The organism is Shewanella sp. 125m-1 (assembly GCF_052977065.1).
In genome coordinates this window covers 90133-109715 of the sequence record NZ_JBRILT010000004.1, presented here as the reverse complement: position 1 = coordinate 109715, position 19583 = coordinate 90133, and the positions used below count along the sequence as shown (strand labels likewise).

Genomic DNA, 19583 nt, shown 5'->3' with positions numbered 1-19583 from the left:
AGACGGACGGCCTGCAGCCTAGGGAACGTGACTGCGTCACTGACGGAACGCTGTGCTTACGGAAAAAAGCTAAGACGGAAAAGCATATTTTTTAGTAGGTTGGGCTTTAGCCCATCAAGCTTGGTTTATATAAATAATTTGTCGGCATAAATGCCGACCTACAGAAAGACGAGAAAGGTTCTAGGAAAAGAAAGATCCTAAGTGCGAGGTCCTAGGTCCTAGGTAAAGCTAAGACGGTAAAGCTAAGACGGTAAAGCTAAGACGGTAAAGCTAAGACGGTAAAGCTAAGACGGTAAAGCTAAGAGGTTCTGTTGGGCTGCTTTTATGCTTTTCCTAGCAGCCAACTTGTTGGCGTCCTCGTAGGTACGCAGTACCGTTCTAGAAGTGAGCTTGTGAGCGCTCTATCTTTACGCTGTGAGCCTGCGAACGCCCTAGGATCTAGAACCTAGGACCTATCAGGACGTAGTCCGTCCTTTCTTTTAATAACAAAAAAGCCGCAGTTAAGCGGCTTTTTGTCATCTAAATTCAGTGAATTTATTTAGCAGTGCTGTGCATGCCTTCCCAAACGATTTGACGGTAACGGTCTGGGTTAGTGTCGCCTTCAGTGCTGAACAGCATGATAACCGCATCTTGGTCTAGGCCAAGCTGTGTACGGTACTCGCTGTACTCTTCTCGGCTTGCTAGCATGTAAAGTAGACCTAGCGTTAGTGCGCCTGACTCACCGCTAACCACTTTAGTATCGCCAGCTAGTGGGTTACCAAGCACGCGCATACCTGTTGCAGTCACTTCGTCTTCAACTGATGCGAAGAAGCTGCTGCACTGCTTTAGGATTGGCCAAGTCACAGGGTTAGGCTCGCCACATGCAAGACCTGCCATGATAGAGTTTAGCTCGCCAGTTACTGCAACCATTTCGCCTTTAATGCCTGAGTTGTAGATACAATCTGCTTTTGCAGGCTCAGCAATAATCGTCTTGAAGTTAGTCGCGCCAACTTTGTCAGCAAAGTAACCTAATAGGCCGCCAGCCATAGCGCCAACACCAGCTTGTAGCATTAGGTGAGTCGGCTTAAGGCCCATAGCTTCAACTTGCTCTTGCGCTTCAACAGCCATAGTCATATAGCCTTGCGAGATCCATGTTGGGATCTTGTCGTAGCCTTCCCAAGCGGTATCTTGCACTAGCATCCAACCATTTTCAGTTGCAGTCTGGTTAGCAATACGTACCGTATCGTCGTAGTTACAGTCAGTAACGATACACTCAGCACCCAAATTCTTAATGCGAGTCACACTTGCTTGAGATGAACCTTTTGGCATGTAAACAACAGCCTTTTGACCCATTTCACGTGCAGCCCAGGCAACACCTGTTCCGTGATTACCAGCAGTTGCTGTAGCGAAAACCAATGGCTCGCTTAACTTAGCTGCTACGGTTTTCATATCAATTTCACTGATATCTACATTTAAGTGCTCAGCAAGTTGCTTACCTAAAGCGTAAGAACCACCCAGTACTTTAAAAGCATTTAGACCGAAACGGTAAGATTCGTCTTTAACCAGAATCGCTTTAACACCAAGACGCGCCGCTAGCTGCTCTAGAGAGATAAGCGGAGTCGGTTGGTAAGCTTCGATCTGCTGGTGGAATTGACGAGTTTGTTCAGCGATCTGAGCTGTAAAAAGATCAGAAGTCTCGCCGTTAAAGAAATCATTTTGAGTCAGCTTTAGCATGGTAACCACTATAAATTATGAACAAGGAGGCATTTGTCCACTCACTAAAGGTAAGTGGACAGCAGGGCTTACTTTAAAACTAAATTATTTGATGAAGGCGATTGCTTCAACTTCAACTAACGCGTCTTTTGGAAGACGAGCAGCTTGTACACAAGAACGGGCAGGAGCTGCTTCAGTACCGAATACTTCAGTGTAAACTTCGTTGAAAACAGCGAAGTCTTCCATGTTAGCTAGGAAACAAGTTGTTTTAAGTACGGTGTCAGTACCTGCGCCAGCTTGCTCTAGAACCGCTTTAAGGTTCTTTAGAGATTGGTAAGCTTGCTCTTTAACGCCGCCTTCAACGAAAGCCATAGTCACAGGATCTAGTGGTAGCTGACCTGAGGTGAATACTAACTTGTCGAAAGCAAGAGCTTGAGAGTATGGACCAATTGCAGCAGGAGCATTTTCAGTATGGATTACAGTTTTCATAGCGTTGTTATCTCGATAATTAGGATTTAAATTCACGGATGTACTTGTACACCGCATGTTTGGTAATACTTAAATGGTTAGCAACAATGTTAGTTGCTTCTTTTAATTCAAAGATGCCGTTATCAAACAACACCTTAGTAATAGCTTTATTGCGACCTTTCAGGTTAACGCTGGTATCAGCTTCAACTTCTGAAATCGCGTGGTTTAGCGCTTGCTCAACCACATCTCCAGCTGATGCGCTGAAGTTTTCGGTCATATCAAAACTGTGATGCTGGCTTGTATCTGGCATCAGGGTCTTAATAATCTCAGGGAACGGATACGACAAGTTCATATTGACGCAAAACATGCCAATCGGTCTGCCTTTCTCACCCTGTAATATGCAGGTGCTCGACTTCAACATCTCGCCACCTTTGTTATTACTAAAGTAACTCTTAGGGGTCAGCTCGCCGGTTTGTTCGTACTGGCGCAGCATCTTTAAGCCTAAATCTGTTATCGGCGAGCCCACTTTTCGACCGGTGTGATGACCATTAACGATTTTCACCACTGACTGTTCAAAGCTTTCTAAAGAATGGATCACGACTTCGCAGTGAGGCCCTATTAGATCGGCCATGCTTTCAGCTAGATGGAAATAGCTTTGCAGTAGCGCACGATCTCTAGCTGTAAATTCTGTTTTGAATGCCTGTTCTGCCGCTTTGATCATTTCAGATTACTTTTGTGAACTATAGATGCCGTTATTGTCAACTTTTTGAGTTAACAATTCAACCCTTGAATCAACTTTATGTAACTATGGGACGTTTTTTAGGACTTTTACGCAAGTAATATTTAACTGTGGTTCAAAATATTTGACTTTGGTCATGAAATTTCAGTTTGATGATGCATCTTGAGTTAACAGATTTTGACTATGAGATATGTGTCACATTTTTAAATTCTGCAAACAGTATGATGCGCACCAAGTTAACGATAGTTGACTAAAACAGGTTTCCGGTCACTTTAGTGACCTTTTGGCAAATAGGCCAGTTGTGTGGGATGTGGAGATAAAAATGAAAAGCATATTACAGCGTGGATTTACAACAGCAGAATTTGAGATGCGTGCAACTAAAGCTCAGCAGAAGATGCGTGAGCTAGAAGTTGATGCGATTCTGTTAACTACTGAGCCTAATGTGCGTTACTTTTCAGGCTTCCACACTCAGTTCTGGCACAGCCCGACTCGTCCATGGTTTCTAATCCTACCTGCTGAAGGCAAGCCAATTGCCGTTATTCCTGAAATCGGTGCAAGCGGCATGGCAGGTACATGGGTTGATGACATCCGCACTTGGGCTTCACCACGTCCAGATGACGACGGTATCAGCATTGTAGCTAGCGTGCTTAACAGCTTACCTTCACGTTTTGGTCGTGTGGGTGCCACGCTAGGTATTGAGTCTCACCTACGTATGCCTGTTGCTAACTACTTACAGTTAACCACTTTAGTAAGCAAAGAGTTCGTTGACGTTTCACTAGCGATTCATGGCATTCGCCAAGTTAAGTCAGTGACTGAAATTGAAAAGGTGCGTGAAATCTGCCGTATCACTAACGTCGGTTTCGACAAAATCCCAGGTTATGCCAAAGCCGGTATGACTGAGCGTGAAATTTGTAAGCAGTTCGGTATCGACATGCTGATGGAAGGCGCTGATGAATGTCCATACATCATCGCAGGTTCAGGCCAAGACGGTTACGACAGCATCATTATGGGTCCAACTGACCGCGTAATCGAAGATGGCGACGTGCTAATCATCGACACCGGTGCAGTACGTGACGGTTACTTCTCTGATTTTGACCGTAACTGGGCATTTGGCCACGCAAGTGAGCAAACTAAAGCCGCTTACCGCGCAACTTACGAAGCAACCACTATGGGCTTTGAAGCTGCACGCCCAGGTAACACCACTTCAGATATCTACAACGCAATGTGGAAAGTACTAGAAGCTAATGGCGCGCTAGGTAACGACGTAGGTCGTCTAGGTCACGGCCTAGGTATCGAGCTAACTGAGCGTCCATCAAACACGGCAACAGACAACACGATATTAGTACCAGGCATGGTGATGACACTAGAGCCAGGCATGGTTTACGCACCAGGCAAGTCTATGGTTCACGAAGAAAACATCGTGATCACCGAGAACGGTGCAGAGTGGTTAAGCAAGCGCGCTGAACCAGAACTATTGATTATTAAATAACTTAATATAGCCAATGATTTCTCCAAAGGGAGCTGGAGAAATCATACTGAAGAGAATCTCATTATGATGAGTTTTGAAGCCTTTACCTCGTTTGAACAGCCGCTTGAACACAAGCAGGCACCAAGAATTAACCGTGTACACATCGGCTTAGTGCAGTTAAGCACTGACCACAGTTTAGAAATGGACTGGGCTAAGTTACTCGGCACACAAGCAGGCGTATTTAGCTCTCGCGTCTACTACTCAAGCGAAATGACCCCTGAAGCACTTGATCAAATCGCTAGCGGAATCGTTGAAGCGTCTGACTTGATCGCAACAGGTCTACCTATGGATGTGATGGCATTTGGCTGCACATCAGCTTCAATCATTATCGGTGAAGAAAAAGTCGCAGATTTATTGACTCAAAACCGTGGTGACATCCCAGCGACTAACCCATGGACAGCAGCAAAAGCTTCATTCAAGCACTTGAATGCGAAAAAGATTGCTGTGTTCTCTCCATACCCAACTAGCGTTAACTACTCACTGTACCAGCAGTTAACTGATGCAGATTTTGACGTAGTAACACTAGGTTCACTTGGTATCGAACGCGATACCGACATCACTCTAGTCGCTAAAGAATCAATGTTCGCAGCGCTTGAGCAGATGCTAAAAGATTCTGACGCAGAATTAGTATTTATGTCATGCACTAACTTACGTGTACTTGATTATATTGAAGAGATCGAAGCGAAATTCGGCATCCCAGTAGTGTGCAGCAACTCTGCCATGTTCTGGCATGCAATGCACCTAACCGGCAACGTGGCTCAATGCCCAGGTTACGGCAAGCTACTTAATAATCAAACAGCTTAAGCTGTTGACTACCAATTACAAATTGTTGGAAAAATAATAATGACTAATACACAAAAAGGTTGGATGGCTGCTATTTTCGTAGGTCTACTTTGGGGTATTCCGTGGATTGTTGGTACGCCTATTCTTGAGGTGATGGATCCTCAAGTACTTGTTTGGTTACGTTACACTGTTGCATTTATTACACTAGGTTTGATTTTCAACATCGGTCTTGCAACTGGCAAGATGACTAAGAAAGCCGATTTCAAACTTAACTGGGAAAACCGTAAGGACATCTTCTGGGCTGCATGTTGCGGTATCATTGGTCAAGGTTCTTTCAGCTTCCTATCATTCCTATCTTTGGATTATATTACCGCCTCTGAAAACGGCGTGATCCAAGGTTTGATCCCAATCCTAATCTTAAGTGTTGGCTTCTTACGTCACGGTGAGCGTTTCACTGTTATGCAAATCATGTGTGCGCTAGGTGCTTTCCTAGGTGTGGCGATTCTAGTGATGGACCCACAGTCAGAGACTCAAGGCTTCAACATTGGTCACCTAATCTGTTTCGGCTCAGCAGCAAGCTTTGCAACAATGGCTTACGCTCGTGCCAAGCTAGCAGAGAAATACGGTTCAGTTGCGACTATGTTCCACCAGTTTGTATTCGCAGCACTCGGTTTTGGTTTGTACCTGCTAGTTGTAGGCGCTGACTTTAGCTCTGCATTGAATGTATTTAGCTCGCCACTACGCATTATGTGTATCGTTATCTTAGGTGTGTGTATCTCTGGTATGAGCTACCTAGTTTACATCTACGGTATGGAACGTGTAGGTGTTGACGGTACGGGTATGGCGCTAAACCTAATGCCACTGTCTTCATTCATTCTAGCGGTATTTGCACTAGGTGAGCAGGTAACACCGATGCGCTTAATCGCAATCGCAGTGGTTATCACTTCAATGATTGCCTTCATGAAGTTAGGTAACAAGAACAAGGTGAAAGCAGAAGAGGTTGAAGTTGAATTACCTTTAGCGCCAAAGCCTTGCCGCAGCCAATAACTGAGTTATTCAGTTAGCAAATAAAAACCATTTTTATCACCGGTGACCTAGTCACCGGTGCTTGTTAGAAGAGATAAAGAATATGAATATCGAACAGAAAGTTATCGAGTGGCGTCATCACATTCACCAGCACCCAGAGTTTGGTACCCAAGAGCACGAGACTGCAGCATTTGTAGCAAGCAAACTAGAAGAGTTTGGCATTGAAGTACACACAGGCATCGGCGGCACTGGCGTTGTAGGTATTTTAAAGTGTGGCGATAGCGACCGTTCAATCGGTCTACGTGCTGACATGGACGCATTGCATATTCATGAAGAAAATACCTTTGATTACGCATCAGTAAATGAAGGCGCAATGCACGCTTGTGGCCATGACGGTCACACGGCAATGCTACTTGCTGCAGCGCACGAGCTAGCACAAACTAAAAACTTCGACGGTACGGTTTACTTCATCTTCCAACCTGATGAAGAGCGCGGCACAGGCGCTAAAGCGATGATCGCTGACGGCCTATTCACCCGTTGGAAAATCGACGCTGTTTACGCTATGCACAACCTACCGGGTATTGAAGCAGGTCACTTTGTGACGTGCCCACACTCAGTAATGGCAAGTGAAAGTAGCTTTGAAATCGAAGTACTAGCCACTGGCGGCCACGCGGCTATGCCACACATGGGCACTGACCCTATCGTTGTTGGCGCGCAAATCGTCACTGCAATCCAAACGATCGTATCGCGTAACCTAAGCGCGATTGATGAAACTGCGGTTATCTCGGTCACTGAGTTTGCCACTAACGGTACGGTTAACGTTATCCCAACTAAAGTGACTATCACGGGTGATACTCGTAGCTTTACTGATATCGCGTTAAACAAGATTGAAAAAGCACTTGAACGCGTCGTTGCTGGTCAGTGTATGTCTGCAGGCGTTGATTACACTTACAAGTTTAACAACAGTTTCTTATCGACTATCAACACCCCAGCTGAAACGGCTTTCGCGATTCGCGCGGCTGAAACAGTGGTTGGCGAAGATAAAGTTAACGGCAGCTGTCAGCCATTCACTATCAGTGAAGATTTTTCGTTCATGCTACGTGAAGCAACTGGTTGTTACATCCTAGTGGGTAACGGCGCAGGTTGTGGTTGTGGTAGCGTAGCGCTACACAAGCCAACTTATGACTTCAACGACAATATCTTGGTATCTGGTCTGAGATACTGGCAGACGCTTGTAGAGCAGTGTTTAAATAAAGCTTGAACAGTGTTTGGCTAAGTAATTTGCACATGAGTTAACTGAGTTTGAGTTTCGTCTCAAACGAGGTCGATATAGAAAGGCTATGAGCTTAGGTTCATAGCCTTTTTTGTTACCGTTTGCTCGGTGGAAGCAATCAAACTTCGTTTGATAATTTTATCAGGCTGTGCCTGAATTTAATGCTTTACGGCGGTAAGCAATCAAGCTGCGCTTGATAAAGGTCGTGAGCTTCCAGCTCACACTCGGCCAAGAGGGGATCAACAGCAATCCCCTCTTGGATCACCCCTGCCGCCCCTAACGAAGTTGTTGATCCTCATACTTAAGGATAAATCACTAACGCTTCCGATGGGGCATCCTGCCCCGCGAAAGCTAACCCGACATCCCTGTCGGGCTCACGCGATTTATTCCAACGTACTTCGGCAACTCCGATGGGGATTGGTGTGACTATGTATGCTTAACATGATGATTATATTATTTTTATACGTAAGGAGAACTACATCTGGTAATCTCGCTTAGTTAGCAGCGTTAAGATAACACGATTAAGTTTGAACCGTTGATATGAACATTATTTTCTGGGATGAGTACTATTCATTAGTACTTCAAGGGGAATTAGAGGATGTGGATTTGAAAGTTTTATACAAGTATATGCCATTACGCGATGACTTTTTTGACGACCCATTATTTAGATTAACGCAACCGTCTAGTCTTAATGACCCTTTTGATTCCAAACCAACTAAAGAGGCTATTAGAAAAAAGATTGCCTTTATGAGTGACACTGAAGGTGAAGGGGGAGGTTTTGTTTCTGATCAGGATATAATTTTAAAACATAAGGATACAGATAGTTATCTAAGAACTGAGCTGAACAAATTTGGCATAGTCTCGTTAACTGAAAACCCTCACAACCTTCTGATGTGGTCTCATTATGCAAATGAACACAATGGAATTGTTGTTGCCATTTCTAATTCCGAAGATACATTTTCTTTTTCTAAGAATGGTATTGAAGCATCACGAATAGGTGAAAAAAAAGCAATTAGAGTCCGCTATGATAATAAAAGACCTAGTGAAGATATACCTGATGAGTGTATTTATTCTTTTGATGAAGATGAGTTTTTCAAGCATTTCGCATTAGTAAAGAGCGATAGCTGGATGTACGAAAAATAGCATCGATTTTTGATACCTATAATCGAAGCCGATGTGGCAATTTTAAAGGTTAATAGTGCTGTAGATGAACGAAGAATAAATGAATTTGAAATGTACTTAAATCAAAGGGGAATAGCGTTTAAAAGGAAAGAAGGAAAGTTCATTATCGAAAATGAAAATCTAGACTTCCCCATTAATAGTCTTAGAAAAATAATGAATGATGAGTTTGCTCTTTCTATAGGGGGACTTATGTTTTTTAAGCGACTAAGGCCTAGTTCGATTAAAGAAGTGTATTTTGGTTGTAGGGTTTCTGACGAAGAAATTAATCGAGTAATTAAAGCTGTACACAATAGCAGTAGATTTAGCTCAAACGTAAATTTTTATAAAACCTTAGAGAGCCTTGACCGCTTTGAAGTTGATTTCGAAGTATTAAATCGTTGTGTTTAATAATTTTACTCGTTGCCGTTGATTTTCTTAAGGTATTTTTCGCGACTACGGAAGCTTAGTTTGTGCGCAGATTCAATCCAGTGCAGATACGGCTGAAGCCTTCGGTTTCAGGGATGAAACCGTAGAGCTCACAGGGATGTGCTTGCAGCGTGCTTCAGAAGTGTCTGCACATGCGCTGGCCGCAGGCCATTGGAACCACAGATAGTCGATTTAAGTTCGGCTTAAAGACTACTCTAAGGTTCCAATATCTGAGTCAACAATGGAGTTTTACTCCATTAGCTTAAGCTGACTCTTACCGTACTCGGTGGCAAACGGCATGGCCTCTTGGGGGTTGAGGGTGAATTCGTTTTCGCAGCCGCTGCCGTTGGGTGTTTCCCATAGCTCGATGCCTTTTGGGCTGAGGGTTAGGTAGAAGTAACCTGAGCCGTCTGAGTTGTCGCAATCCTCAAAAACTTGCATATCGGCAAATAGCTTTTCGCGTAGGGCTGGTGGCAGTTGGTGACGCATTTCATCAAGGGCTGCATCGTCTCTAAACCATTGCCATGGGTTGAATGCTTGGCCGTCGTTTAGGTTGAAGCTTGTATAAGTACGGTTGATGCCACCAGCGCCATAACCTGCTGCCCAGCGGTAAAATCGTACGCTTAGCCAATCTTGGTTAATAAAATCGATTTCAGCTCCAGTTTCATCTGTGATTGGCAGGCCGGTTTGCGCCAACATTCTGCGGCGGGTTTCAAAGGTTTCTGCAAGTTGAGTCTTACTCGTTAGTTTCTGCTTTAGCCACTGGTTAATCGCCGGTATGCCTGCTTGCTCGCCTTTAAGCTCCAAGCTGATTTCTGTGCCATAGCTGAGTTGGCGATAGCTAATCTGCGGAGATCCTGATAACTGAGGATTAGCTTGGTCAGAAGTAGATGACTCAGAGTCTTCATTCTCAAATGGCTGCCATTTACCACGGCTAAGCTTTGGCGCTGTCTCTAGCGGTAGGTTGTAAGCGTCGCTGCTGCAGCCATTGATGCCATCAGGACTGATTTGGCGTTTAAGCGTAATGGCTAATGATTTTGTGGGCTTATTTTGAGAGGGCTCAGTATTGGACAACTCTTTATTGAACCTCTCGGTTTTAAAGCGTTCTTTATTGAACCAGAGCCCCGTAAGTTGCTGATCGCTGACATTATCAAACTGCCAGAAGCCAGTTTGCTTGTCTTCTTGCCAATGGTTATCGACCTGCTCGAGTCTAATTGGCGTTAAGTAACGCTGATAGTAATAACTGCCTGTGCCGTATTCATTAAAGCAGACACGAATTTTGCTCTTGCCTAAGGTGCCTTGCCAGATCCCGCTTAAGTCATCGGCGGCGAATACTGGAAAAGCAATACTTGAAACTAGTGAAGCGAAAATACAAGGCAACATCCGAGTGTACATAAAGTTTGTCTCTGAAAAAGTCTAAAAATATCTGAAAGGGGACGAATTAGATTAATCGTTAGTACGATATTTTAAGCGCTACAATAGTGGTTTTTCAATTTAAAATCAAAGTGTTCAATTAAAACGTATAGACTCCCATTATCAATGGTATTCACTTTATTGGTTTAACAGAGTCTCGAATTACCAGCTCAGGCATAACTTCGATCGCGACAACTTCTTGGCTATTTTGGGCTCTTGTTTTTATTCCAGTAATGATTTGTTGTGCGATTGTATCTAACGGGATTTTTATCGTTGTAAGTTTCGGCGTCAAAAAGCTTGCGAGTTTTATATCATCATAGCCAATAATTGAAATATCTTGTGGTACCCTTAAACCAAGTTTTGAAGCCATATTGATAGCACCTGCGGCAATTAGGTCGTTGTGACAAAAAATAGCAGAGTATTGTTCAGGCTTTGAAAATAAGCTTTGCATCAGAGTACACCCACTATCAAATGTAAAATCACCATAAAAAAACTGAACATTTTCTGTTGAACAGTTTCTGTCATCTAAGGCTTTGAGTAGACCCTTGTTTCGTTTTTGTACTACTCCGATATCTTTTGGACCAGTGAAACAAGCGATGGCGTTGTGACCATTTAATGCTAGAAAATTACCTGCGACGTACCCACCATGAAATGCATTTTGTTCAAATGTAGTAACACCGCTATTCGTCTCTGAATATGGATTATTCAAAGAAACAGAAATGACGGGAATGGCAAAAACATCTTTAATCGCCTCCATCACGTCGTGTCCATCGATTGAGATAACAACTAAAGCATCAACACGACCATTCATAAGTTGTAAAAAGCACTTAGGGTCATAACTCGACTCACTATGCTGGAATGACGACAGCACAGATATACCTACCTGATTGCAAGCTTTCTCAACCTCAAAGAATAACTCAGAAAAGAAGGGGTTTTGATCAACGATACTAACAATACCGACAGTTTCAATTCCAGATTTTTTCTTTTTCAAAGAGGCTGCAAGGGTATTATGCCTATATCCAGTCTGCTTTATAGCATTTTGGATTTGGAGCTTTGTTTCTGCTTTCATGCTTTTAGAGCTATTAATGAAATTAGAAACGGTAGTCACTGAGACTCCAGCGACCTTTGCGACATCTTTTAGGGTTGTCATCTTATTTACTCTACGAAGTTGAGCCTACGAGTATACTTTGAGTGAAAGCGGACACAAGTTTTGATTAAATATGTCCGTTTTCATTAGGTGGAGTTGTCTGTTGAAATAACTAAAGACGATGCTTCATTTGGATGTTCTTAGTACTTACGACTCTATGGCTATAATGGTATTCGCATAGGTTTGTAAAAATGACTCAGCATCAACGTTACAACATACTTTTTGCCCTTTGTTGTCAGCCCAATCATCAATGGGATATTTGCGAGTAGTCGTTTTTTGCATCGTATGGCCAATTGCCGGCCCATCAGTGATTACTCTTATTGGGCCTGAGACTGTTTCAAAAAACTCTGGATAGAGTAAATACATAAATGCAGATGAGTCATGTACGTAGAATCCATCCTCTAGCCCACCTTTTTTATGAAATTCTTGATAGAAGCGGCTAATGCCCCAGATGAATGCGCCAATATTTGGTGCTTGTGTTCGCAATGTCTCAAGGTATTGAGTCGTCATAATCACTTGCTGCGTAACATCAAGACCGACCATTGTTACAGGCCAGCTTGCTGAGACTACGATATCAGCAGCATGGGGATCACCAATAATATTTGCTTCAGCAAATGGGGTGACGTTGCCCGTATTTCCATTGTGCCCAAAAGCCCCCCCCATAATCACGACTTCTTTTACTTTGGATGCGATATCAGGTGCGATCTCCAAGGCCAGCGCCAGATTAGTCATTCGCCCTACAGCTACAATCGAGATTTCACCGGGATTTTCTCTTATGGTGTCGGCAATAAACTGCGCTGCACTGCGAGGGTCAGCCTTACCGTTAATCTCATCTGGGATATCAATATCACCCAATCCATTTTCACCGTGAACAAACGTCGCTGGTTGATCGGGCTCGATCATAAGTGGTCGAGGGTGCCCTTGGCAAACGGTGGCCTTGAGTCCAAATCGCTCTTTCACATATAAAGCATTTCGGGTTGCATTTTCTATTGTTGCATTACCAAAAGTAGTGGTTATACCTAGCAGTTCGATGTTGGGACTCGCATGAGCGAACATGAGTGCCATGGTGTCATCTATTCCTGGGTCGGTATCAAAAATAACTTTCTTCATTTGACTCATGCTGTATATGCCTCTTGATTTAAACGATTTTCTTTAATTTCAATGATTAGCGCACAAGCAAATAGCAAGAATACTGCTGCAAATCCAACAAGTGACATGCTGATTGCCGCGCTGACACCAAATGCACTGACAACCTGAGCGGATAAAACAGGTCCTAAAGTGCTACCCAATGTTCCACACATTAGCAGGAATGTAACTAATTTTGCGGGTGCATTTTTTACTTGCTCAGAGCCGACTGATATACCAATTTTGTACATGCAAGATGTTGAAAAACCTAATGCTAGAGTGATAGTTAGGAAGGTTGATGCTGAATCTACATTTCGGAGTAGCGTTAAGATCACTACAGCAATAAGTGTCACTGTAACTAATAGGGCGCGCGGTGGAATTTTAGTTACCAATACAGCAGCTAGAATGAGACCAAAGACAGAAGGCCCCCAGTAATTTCCTACAACTACACCAGCTTCATTGGCTGGAGTTCCAAATACGTCAATTAAGTAAGTTGGTCCCCAGGCTAAGAATGTGTTTTGAGTAATTAAGTAAACACAAAGTGCTGCACCAAATATGAATACTCTTGGTGTCCAGATAACAACGTTATCTTTTTGCTCAGCTTTTTGGTCGATATTAGGAAAGGTGAGAAAGAAAGTTGAAGCTAAAACGGCTATTCCTGCGATGGTCACGGCAGAAAAGCCAAATTGCCAAGACACCCCCGCGGCAATCACTGCTGTCGTTAGCGCAGGGAAAATAGCACCTGACGCACTAAATGCACAATCCGTCCCTAGAAAAGCAGAGGCTCGCTGACCAGCATCGAATGTTTTTGATATTACGATTGCACCTGCCGATAAACCCACACCACAACCTAAGCCTATGATTACGAGCATCGCGCTGGCGAGCATCGCATTGCTGGTGCTGACAAATACAAACATAGCAATGATCAAAGGGATATAAAAAATTCGTAGTACAGCTGAGATTGATAATCGACCAAAAATAATCATAGCGACAAAGGTGCCTATCAGCGTTCCTCCAGTTAAGAATGAGAACATAGAGGCAGCATCTGTTACGCTGATCCCGTAATGCTCTGCCATTGGGTTAATTACAATACCTATTTGAGTGAGCAATCCCGCCATAACCATATAGGTCAAAAAAGCGACGAAAACTGTTCCTATTTTATTTATATTCATAAGATATATCTCGATTGGTTTAACGTTACACCTGTAGCATCTCACGCAACGCACTATCATTTAAGTGATCCATGTCAAGTAATTGTGCGTGCAAAAGATTTTAATTACTAACTGGCGGTTATTGCGGAAGCTTCTTATTGGTTTTAAGGTTTGCTGGATTGAAATAACTAAGAACTGAGCTGTGTATTTACCAATAACATGGACCAGTCACACCTCTTGAGGTGTAACGTTAAACCTTGGTGAGAAATAATGAAAAGTATTATCGTTTGACAAAGTCTACAGATACTCAACATTAACGGCATGTTTTGTAGCCTCCTTTATTCAAAGTAGAAGTGCCCCCGTCGTGTGCACTTTCATTACCAATTTTGAGCTGAAAAGGTTTCATGATTTTGCTGGATTAGCGTATGCAATAATGCATCGTCAAAGTCGCAATGCTTATCCTCGATAAACGGCTGCAGCGTCTTGACGCAATCAACATCTCGCTGCTGAACAGCACATCAAGATAACAATATTAGGATCTGTATATGAATAACAATGAGATCGCCGAACTTTACCCGCCAATAGAACCTTATCATCAAGAAATGCTGAGAGTGTCTGATGTTCACGAAATCTATGTTGAGCAATCAGGTAACCCTAATGGCAAGCCGGTGGTATACCTGCACGGTGGGCCGGGGGCTGGTACCGATCCTCAGTGTCGACGTTTATTCGACCCTGCCTTGTATCGTATTGTTATTTTTGATCAAAGAGGTTGCGGTAAAAGTACCCCAAAAGGCTGCCTCGAAGATAATACAACCTGGGGTCTTATTAGCGATATGGAGCAGATTAGAGCGCATTTAGGCATTGATACATGGCAAGTCTTTGGTGGGTCGTGGGGCAGCACACTGGCGCTGGCTTATGCGATTAATCATCCACAAGTTGTTGATGAGTTGGTATTGCGTGGAATATTTTTGCTGCGCCGTAAAGAAATTTTATGGTTCTATCAGTGGGGGCACACGCTATTCCCTGATTTATTTGAGCAATATATTGGTTTTATCCCTGAAGATGAGCGTGATGATGTGATTCATGCCTATTACAAGCGCCTTACCAGTGATGATAAAGCGTTAAGAATCGCTGCTGCGCGAGTGTGGGGAAAATGGGAAGGCAGCATGTTATCTGTGTTACCCGATCCGGCTCGTGAAGAGCACTTTAGTTCAGATGAATTTGCCGAAGCATTTGCTCGTGTTGAGTGCCACTACTTTGAAAACCGTGCATTCTTTCCAAGCGATAATTATCTACTCGAGAATATCGATGTCATTCGTCACATTCCTACGGTTATCGTACAAGGGCGTTATGATGTGATCACACCTTTTGAAGCGGCTTGGGATCTACATAAAGCGTTCCCAGAGGCGAAGTTTTTAGTGATCCCAGATGCAGGGCACGCGGTTAGCGAGCCCGGGATCAGAACAGCATTGATAGAAGCGACGGATTTCTTTGCTAACAAGTAGCAATATCCATGGCTGAGTGTTTCGAACATATTAAACTATAGAGCTCTGAAACGAGCATCTTGAGGTCATTTGGGTATAGATGGATGCTCTGAGTAATCATATGCAAGATTAATTTCTAAAAGCTGAACCTAGCTTAAGGAATTTCTTATATTTTGCGCGTAGGATCCTGCGCCTGCTGCGCTCTTATATTGATCAAGATACATTGATTGAGAGAGAACAGTAAAAACACAACAGCCATGCCTTATGCGTGGCTGTTGTGTTTTTACTGTTGGGCAACGTCGCTAGCTAGCATTGAATATGATTTAAGAGGATTGCACGTGAGCATTTTGTTTTCACCCAGCCATATTGGCAACATGACACTGAAAAACCGCTTTGTAAGAAGTGCGACGTGGGAAAATATGGCAACTGAAACTGGCCATATGACCGACAAGCTGTACTCGGTGTATGAAGAGCTGGCTAAAGGTGAGGTGGGATTAATCGTCACGGGTTACGCCAACATTGTGGCTGAAGAAAAGCCTAACGCTGGCATGATGGGCATGTATGACGACTCGTTCATTGCCGAATACCAAAAGCTAACTGAGCTGGTACATGGTTACGACTCGAAGATTGTTATGCAGTTGGCTTATGGTGGCACTAAGACCACTTACAATGTGGGTGAGCGAGTGATCTTTGCCCCGAGTGCCATTGCTGAGCGCGGTACTCAAACCTTGGGTAAGGCGATGACTAAGCCTGAGATCGATTACATCGTTAACGCGTTTGCACAGGCGAGTCGCCGCGCGCAAGAGTCTGGTTTTGATGGGGTTGAAATTCATGCTGCGCATACCTATCTAATCAATCAGTTTTTAAGCCCTTATTACAACCAGCGAGAGGATGAATACGGCGGCAGTCTTGAGAACCGCATGCGCTTTTTGCTGGAGATCTACGCTGAGATCCGCAAGTTGGTTGGCGAGGACTACCCAATTCTCGTTAAGTTAACGGCCTCTGAGTTTTTCGACGGTGGCTTAACTTTTGCTGAAACCCGCACTATCTGTAAAAAGCTTGCTGCGATTGGTGTCGATGCAATTATTATATCCGGTAACATTCACGGTAATGCTAATACCGTAGTGGGTGAATCATTCGATGGTTATACCATACAAAGTGAAGGTTACTTCCGTGAATATGGCGCTGTGATTAGCCAGGAGGTAAACGTCCCCATTATTACCGTTGGCGGCCTAGCGGATATCTGCGCCATTGAAGAGATTGCAGCGAGTAGCAATATTCAGTTCTTTGCTCTTTCAAGACCTTTACTTGCCGAGCCACACCTGCTTAAGCGTTGGTCTGAGGGGAGTACTGCAGAAGTGGATTGTGAAAGATGTTCAAAGTGCCGTACTAAGCGCGGTAATTTCTGTGTGGTGTATAAGAGGCGATAATTGCTTGCTGACGCTGTTAGCGTTAAGCGATTCTTGTTTTGTATGGCACGATGATATCGTGCCTGCTACTTTGACACTGTTCTAGCCGCTCCTGCCACACTCCTCTACAGGTACTTTTACAACTTCCCTTTATATCAATCACTCTCTCCCACCAGTTTCAATCAGCAGAATCGCACAGAAAAATCCACGTTACAGCTTGTTTGTTAGAGAGAACTGTCGTGTTGATTTAATGTGCTGGAACAACCTAATAAAGTGAATTATGCATGTTTAGGCTCGATTTTGCCCGAAAGCCTCATTTATATACTTTTAACCTAAAGGCGTGAGGCGTTATAACCATTTTATGCGTGTCCATAAAGCCTGTCTATAAAGGGGTTGGTTGTGTTTTGGTTGTTTTCTGAACGCCTAATTTTTGGCGGGTAAAACTATGTGAGAACTTGGTCACAATTCTGATTGATTCGAGAGATAAGTTTGTCGACAGTTAGGCTAATTAACATTATTTTATCCTTAGTCCATATTAATCGTAATCTGGATAACTTTCGAGTGTTATAAGACTCACAAAAAAAACCGTTCACACACAATACTCATACTCTTTAACTTAGTATCAAACCCGTCTGGTTCTCTCAGTGCGGCGAGCAGCCTGTGGCGTGCACTTAATCAAATCTGTTTTTAGGTTGTTGCGGACAATAAAAATGAAAAAGCACTTTGAGCTTATCGACAAGCCGACATTTTTCGGCGCGTTAGTATTACTGTTTTCTGTGGTTCTCCCCTTACTGGTATTTCCTGAACAAGGGGCGCAATGGATTGCGGTAGCTAAAACGTTTATGACAGACAAATTAGGCTTTGCCTATTTAGGTCTGGGATTGGCTGCTTTTTTCTTCATGATCTATATCGTGTTTTCAGATATCGGCCAAATCAAACTGGGCGATCCTGATGAAAAGCCTGAATTCGCACTGGCGTCTTGGGCGGCTATGCTATTTTGTGGTGGTATCGGTGCCAGTATTCTTTACTGGGGTACCATTGAGTGGGCTTATTACTACCAAAACCCACCTTTCCAGCTAGAAGCGGGAAGTGAAGAAGCGGTGCGTTGGGCGGCAACCTACGGCTTGTTTCATTGGGGACCAATCGCTTGGTGTATCTATATGATCCCAGCTATTCCAATTGCTTATTTCTTCTATGTGCGTAAACAGCCTGTACTTAAGGTATCAGCTGCGCTTATGCCTGTAATTGGCGAAGCAAATAGTTTTGGTAAATTGGGTAAAGTCATCGATATTCTATTTATCTTCGGTCTTTTAGGCGGCGCGGCAACCACGTTAGGTTTAGCGGCCCCTTTGATCAACGAAGGTATTAGCTACTTGTTTGGCATTCCAGCCTCGACGGGTAGTCAAATTGGCGTGTTGATGGTGTGTACGGCCATCTTTGCTTATTCATCTTATATGGGGATGGATAAAGGCATCAAGATCTTGAGTAATATCAACTTCTGGGGTGCGTTAGCTTTACTGCTGTTTGTATTGGTTTGTGGCCCAACAATCTTCATGTTGGAAACCGGACTAGATTCTATCGGTCGTATGTTGTCTAACTTCTTTGTTATGGCGACTTGGGCTGAACCTTTTGGTGGTATGGGAACCTTTGAGGATACACACTTTCCACAAGATTGGACCATTTTTTACTGGGCGTGGTGGTTAGTATTTGCACCGAGTATGGGTCTATTCGTTGCGCGTATTTCTCGTGGTAGAACAATCAAGCAGATGGTATCGGGTGCGGTGTTCTTCGGTTCACTCGGTTGTTCATTGTACTTCATCATCCTAGGTAACTACGGTTTATCGTTGCAGCTATCTGGACAGCTTGATGTGGTTAGCATTCTTAATGCTGAGGGCGCGACTCGCGCGATCTTCGCGATTTTAGAAACACTGCCGTTTAGCACTGTCGTCATCGCACTATTTACGCTGTTATGTGTGATTTTTACCGCCACCACGTTTGACTCGATTTCTTATATTCTGGCGTCGGTTGTACAAACCAATGTGACCGAAGATCCGATGCGTTGGAACCGTTTGTTCTGGGCATTCACCTTGTCATTAATGCCGTCGGCCCTATTGTTTATGGGCGGCTTGGCAACCTTGCAAACTGCGGCGATTGTGGGTGGTTTACCGCTATTGATTATCGCAGTTATGTTGATGATCTCAGGCGTTAAAGCCGCGACTTTAGACTTAGCGCATCAAGATGATTATGTCGATCCGGTGATCAATATTTCTGATCTGCCAGATGTTGATCCTTGGAGTAAAGAAGGTCAGGCATTGGCACGTTTTGAAGGACTACGTGATAACGCGATTGAAGCGGCTGAACTTGAGCGTGAAGCTAACGATGCTATCTGGGAGCTGAAAAAGCAATTGCGTAGAGAAGCGCTGGCACGCGGAGAGTCGAGTGTTGAGCTAGGTGACGCACCCGACGAGATTATCGAGCAGCTACGCCAGTTAACAGATGATTCGATGAAAGCTAAACAGGCTAAGTTAGAAGCGTCACAACTAGCGCAGGAAGCGCGAGTTGGCTTTGATACGCTTATGCGTGAGAAGGAGCAAGAGGAAGCCTTGCAGGCTCAGGAAGATGTGAAGTTAGCGATTCAAGCGCGACTAAATACTCCTAGCTAAGTAAGCATATTGTTAGCGCTGCTTAGCATGTTAGCTCAATGCCAGTAAAAGGAACTACGGGTATAGAGCGTCAAACTCAAGAGACAAAAAAGCCG

Annotated in this window: 16 protein-coding genes; 9 read left to right on the top strand and 7 right to left on the bottom strand. The window is 43.8% G+C overall.

Going from position 1 to position 19583, the window contains the following annotated elements:
* Positions 1-534: 534 nt before the first annotated feature.
* The 3 genes from ACVBIK_RS03430 to ACVBIK_RS03420 all read right to left on the bottom strand — a co-directional run bounded on the left by ACVBIK_RS03430 (position 535) and on the right by ACVBIK_RS03420 (position 2881).
* Positions 535-1713 carry a diaminopropionate ammonia-lyase gene (locus ACVBIK_RS03430; protein WP_447169110.1) on the bottom strand — a complete coding sequence of 393 codons (1179 nt, stop codon included), beginning with the start codon at positions 1711-1713 and terminating at the stop codon, positions 535-537.
* 84 nt (positions 1714-1797) lie between these two features.
* On the bottom strand, positions 1798-2181 hold the full coding sequence (locus tag ACVBIK_RS03425) for a RidA family protein (protein ID WP_012157267.1): 384 nt from the start codon (positions 2179-2181) through the stop codon (positions 1798-1800).
* Positions 2182-2200: 19 nt separating this feature from the next.
* On the bottom strand, positions 2201-2881 hold the full coding sequence (locus tag ACVBIK_RS03420; protein WP_447159040.1) for a helix-turn-helix transcriptional regulator: 681 nt from the start codon (positions 2879-2881) through the stop codon (positions 2201-2203).
* 340 nt (positions 2882-3221) lie between these two features.
* On the opposite strand from ACVBIK_RS03420, the gene ACVBIK_RS03415 reads away from it, so the two are divergent.
* From ACVBIK_RS03415 to ACVBIK_RS03390, 6 genes are all read left to right on the top strand, one after another.
* Complete coding sequence (locus tag ACVBIK_RS03415) at positions 3222-4388, top strand: M24 family metallopeptidase (protein WP_447169109.1); 1167 nt, start codon at positions 3222-3224, stop codon at positions 4386-4388.
* A 63-nt stretch (positions 4389-4451) separates the two neighbouring features.
* A complete protein-coding gene (locus tag ACVBIK_RS03410; protein ID WP_447169108.1) occupies positions 4452-5231 on the top strand; it encodes a maleate cis-trans isomerase family protein in 780 nt (259 codons plus the stop codon).
* Positions 5232-5270: 39 nt separating this feature from the next.
* Positions 5271-6257 (top strand): DMT family transporter, encoded by a 987-nt coding sequence (locus ACVBIK_RS03405; RefSeq protein WP_447159038.1) that lies wholly within the window; start codon positions 5271-5273, stop codon positions 6255-6257.
* Between the two features lie 82 nt (positions 6258-6339).
* A complete protein-coding gene (locus tag ACVBIK_RS03400) occupies positions 6340-7497 on the top strand; it encodes a M20 aminoacylase family protein (RefSeq protein ID WP_447169107.1) in 1158 nt (385 codons plus the stop codon).
* 552 nt (positions 7498-8049) lie between these two features.
* Positions 8050-8652 carry a DUF2971 domain-containing protein gene (locus ACVBIK_RS03395; RefSeq protein WP_447169106.1) on the top strand — a complete coding sequence of 201 codons (603 nt, stop codon included), beginning with the start codon at positions 8050-8052 and terminating at the stop codon, positions 8650-8652.
* A gap of 33 nt (positions 8653-8685) precedes the next feature.
* Positions 8686-9078 (top strand): hypothetical protein, encoded by a 393-nt coding sequence (locus tag ACVBIK_RS03390; protein WP_447169105.1) that lies wholly within the window; start codon positions 8686-8688, stop codon positions 9076-9078.
* A gap of 267 nt (positions 9079-9345) precedes the next feature.
* Here the strand turns inward: ACVBIK_RS03390 and ACVBIK_RS03385 are convergent, their stop codons facing one another.
* The 4 genes from ACVBIK_RS03385 to tsgA all read right to left on the bottom strand — a co-directional run bounded on the left by ACVBIK_RS03385 (position 9346) and on the right by tsgA (position 13953).
* The gene (locus tag ACVBIK_RS03385) at positions 9346-10491 is read right to left on the bottom strand and encodes a hypothetical protein (RefSeq protein ID WP_447169104.1); all 1146 of its coding nucleotides are present in this window, start codon (positions 10489-10491) and stop codon (positions 9346-9348) included.
* A 151-nt stretch (positions 10492-10642) separates the two neighbouring features.
* Positions 10643-11659, bottom strand: a complete 1017-nt coding sequence (locus tag ACVBIK_RS03380) for a LacI family DNA-binding transcriptional regulator (RefSeq protein ID WP_447169103.1) — start codon at positions 11657-11659, stop codon at positions 10643-10645.
* 144 nt (positions 11660-11803) lie between these two features.
* Positions 11804-12775 (bottom strand): nucleoside hydrolase, encoded by a 972-nt coding sequence (locus ACVBIK_RS03375; RefSeq protein WP_447169102.1) that lies wholly within the window; start codon positions 12773-12775, stop codon positions 11804-11806.
* Complete coding sequence (gene tsgA / locus ACVBIK_RS03370; protein WP_447169101.1) at positions 12772-13953, bottom strand: MFS transporter TsgA; 1182 nt, start codon at positions 13951-13953, stop codon at positions 12772-12774. The genes ACVBIK_RS03375 and tsgA overlap by 4 nt, the downstream gene beginning before the upstream one ends.
* Positions 13954-14477: 524 nt before the next feature.
* Between tsgA and pip the strand changes: the two genes are divergently transcribed.
* The 3 genes from pip to ACVBIK_RS03355 all read left to right on the top strand — a co-directional run bounded on the left by pip (position 14478) and on the right by ACVBIK_RS03355 (position 19488).
* Positions 14478-15437 carry a prolyl aminopeptidase gene (gene pip, locus ACVBIK_RS03365; RefSeq protein WP_447169100.1) on the top strand — a complete coding sequence of 320 codons (960 nt, stop codon included), beginning with the start codon at positions 14478-14480 and terminating at the stop codon, positions 15435-15437.
* A 317-nt stretch (positions 15438-15754) separates the two neighbouring features.
* Positions 15755-16846 (top strand): NADH:flavin oxidoreductase, encoded by a 1092-nt coding sequence (locus tag ACVBIK_RS03360; protein WP_447169099.1) that lies wholly within the window; start codon positions 15755-15757, stop codon positions 16844-16846.
* Between the two features lie 689 nt (positions 16847-17535).
* The gene (locus ACVBIK_RS03355; protein WP_447169098.1) at positions 17536-19488 is read left to right on the top strand and encodes a BCCT family transporter; all 1953 of its coding nucleotides are present in this window, start codon (positions 17536-17538) and stop codon (positions 19486-19488) included.
* Positions 19489-19583: the final 95 nt, after the last annotated feature.

Coding starts and splice junctions, on each gene's coding strand:
- ACVBIK_RS03355 (WP_447169098.1), top strand. CDS start 17,536: ATGAAAAAGCACTTTGAGCTTATCGACAAGCCGACATTTTTCGGCGCG.
- ACVBIK_RS03405 (WP_447159038.1), top strand. CDS start 5,271: ATGACTAATACACAAAAAGGTTGGATGGCTGCTATTTTCGTAGGTCTA.
- ACVBIK_RS03375 (WP_447169102.1), bottom strand. CDS start 12,775: ATGAGTCAAATGAAGAAAGTTATTTTTGATACCGACCCAGGAATAGAT.
- ACVBIK_RS03385 (WP_447169104.1), bottom strand. CDS start 10,491: ATGTACACTCGGATGTTGCCTTGTATTTTCGCTTCACTAGTTTCAAGT.
- pip (WP_447169100.1), top strand. CDS start 14,478: ATGAATAACAATGAGATCGCCGAACTTTACCCGCCAATAGAACCTTAT.
- ACVBIK_RS03395 (WP_447169106.1), top strand. CDS start 8,050: ATGAACATTATTTTCTGGGATGAGTACTATTCATTAGTACTTCAAGGG.
- ACVBIK_RS03415 (WP_447169109.1), top strand. CDS start 3,222: ATGAAAAGCATATTACAGCGTGGATTTACAACAGCAGAATTTGAGATG.
- ACVBIK_RS03400 (WP_447169107.1), top strand. CDS start 6,340: ATGAATATCGAACAGAAAGTTATCGAGTGGCGTCATCACATTCACCAG.
- ACVBIK_RS03410 (WP_447169108.1), top strand. CDS start 4,452: ATGATGAGTTTTGAAGCCTTTACCTCGTTTGAACAGCCGCTTGAACAC.
- ACVBIK_RS03430 (WP_447169110.1), bottom strand. CDS start 1,713: ATGCTAAAGCTGACTCAAAATGATTTCTTTAACGGCGAGACTTCTGAT.
- ACVBIK_RS03380 (WP_447169103.1), bottom strand. CDS start 11,659: ATGACAACCCTAAAAGATGTCGCAAAGGTCGCTGGAGTCTCAGTGACT.
- ACVBIK_RS03420 (WP_447159040.1), bottom strand. CDS start 2,881: ATGATCAAAGCGGCAGAACAGGCATTCAAAACAGAATTTACAGCTAGA.
- ACVBIK_RS03425 (WP_012157267.1), bottom strand. CDS start 2,181: ATGAAAACTGTAATCCATACTGAAAATGCTCCTGCTGCAATTGGTCCA.
- tsgA (WP_447169101.1), bottom strand. CDS start 13,953: ATGAATATAAATAAAATAGGAACAGTTTTCGTCGCTTTTTTGACCTAT.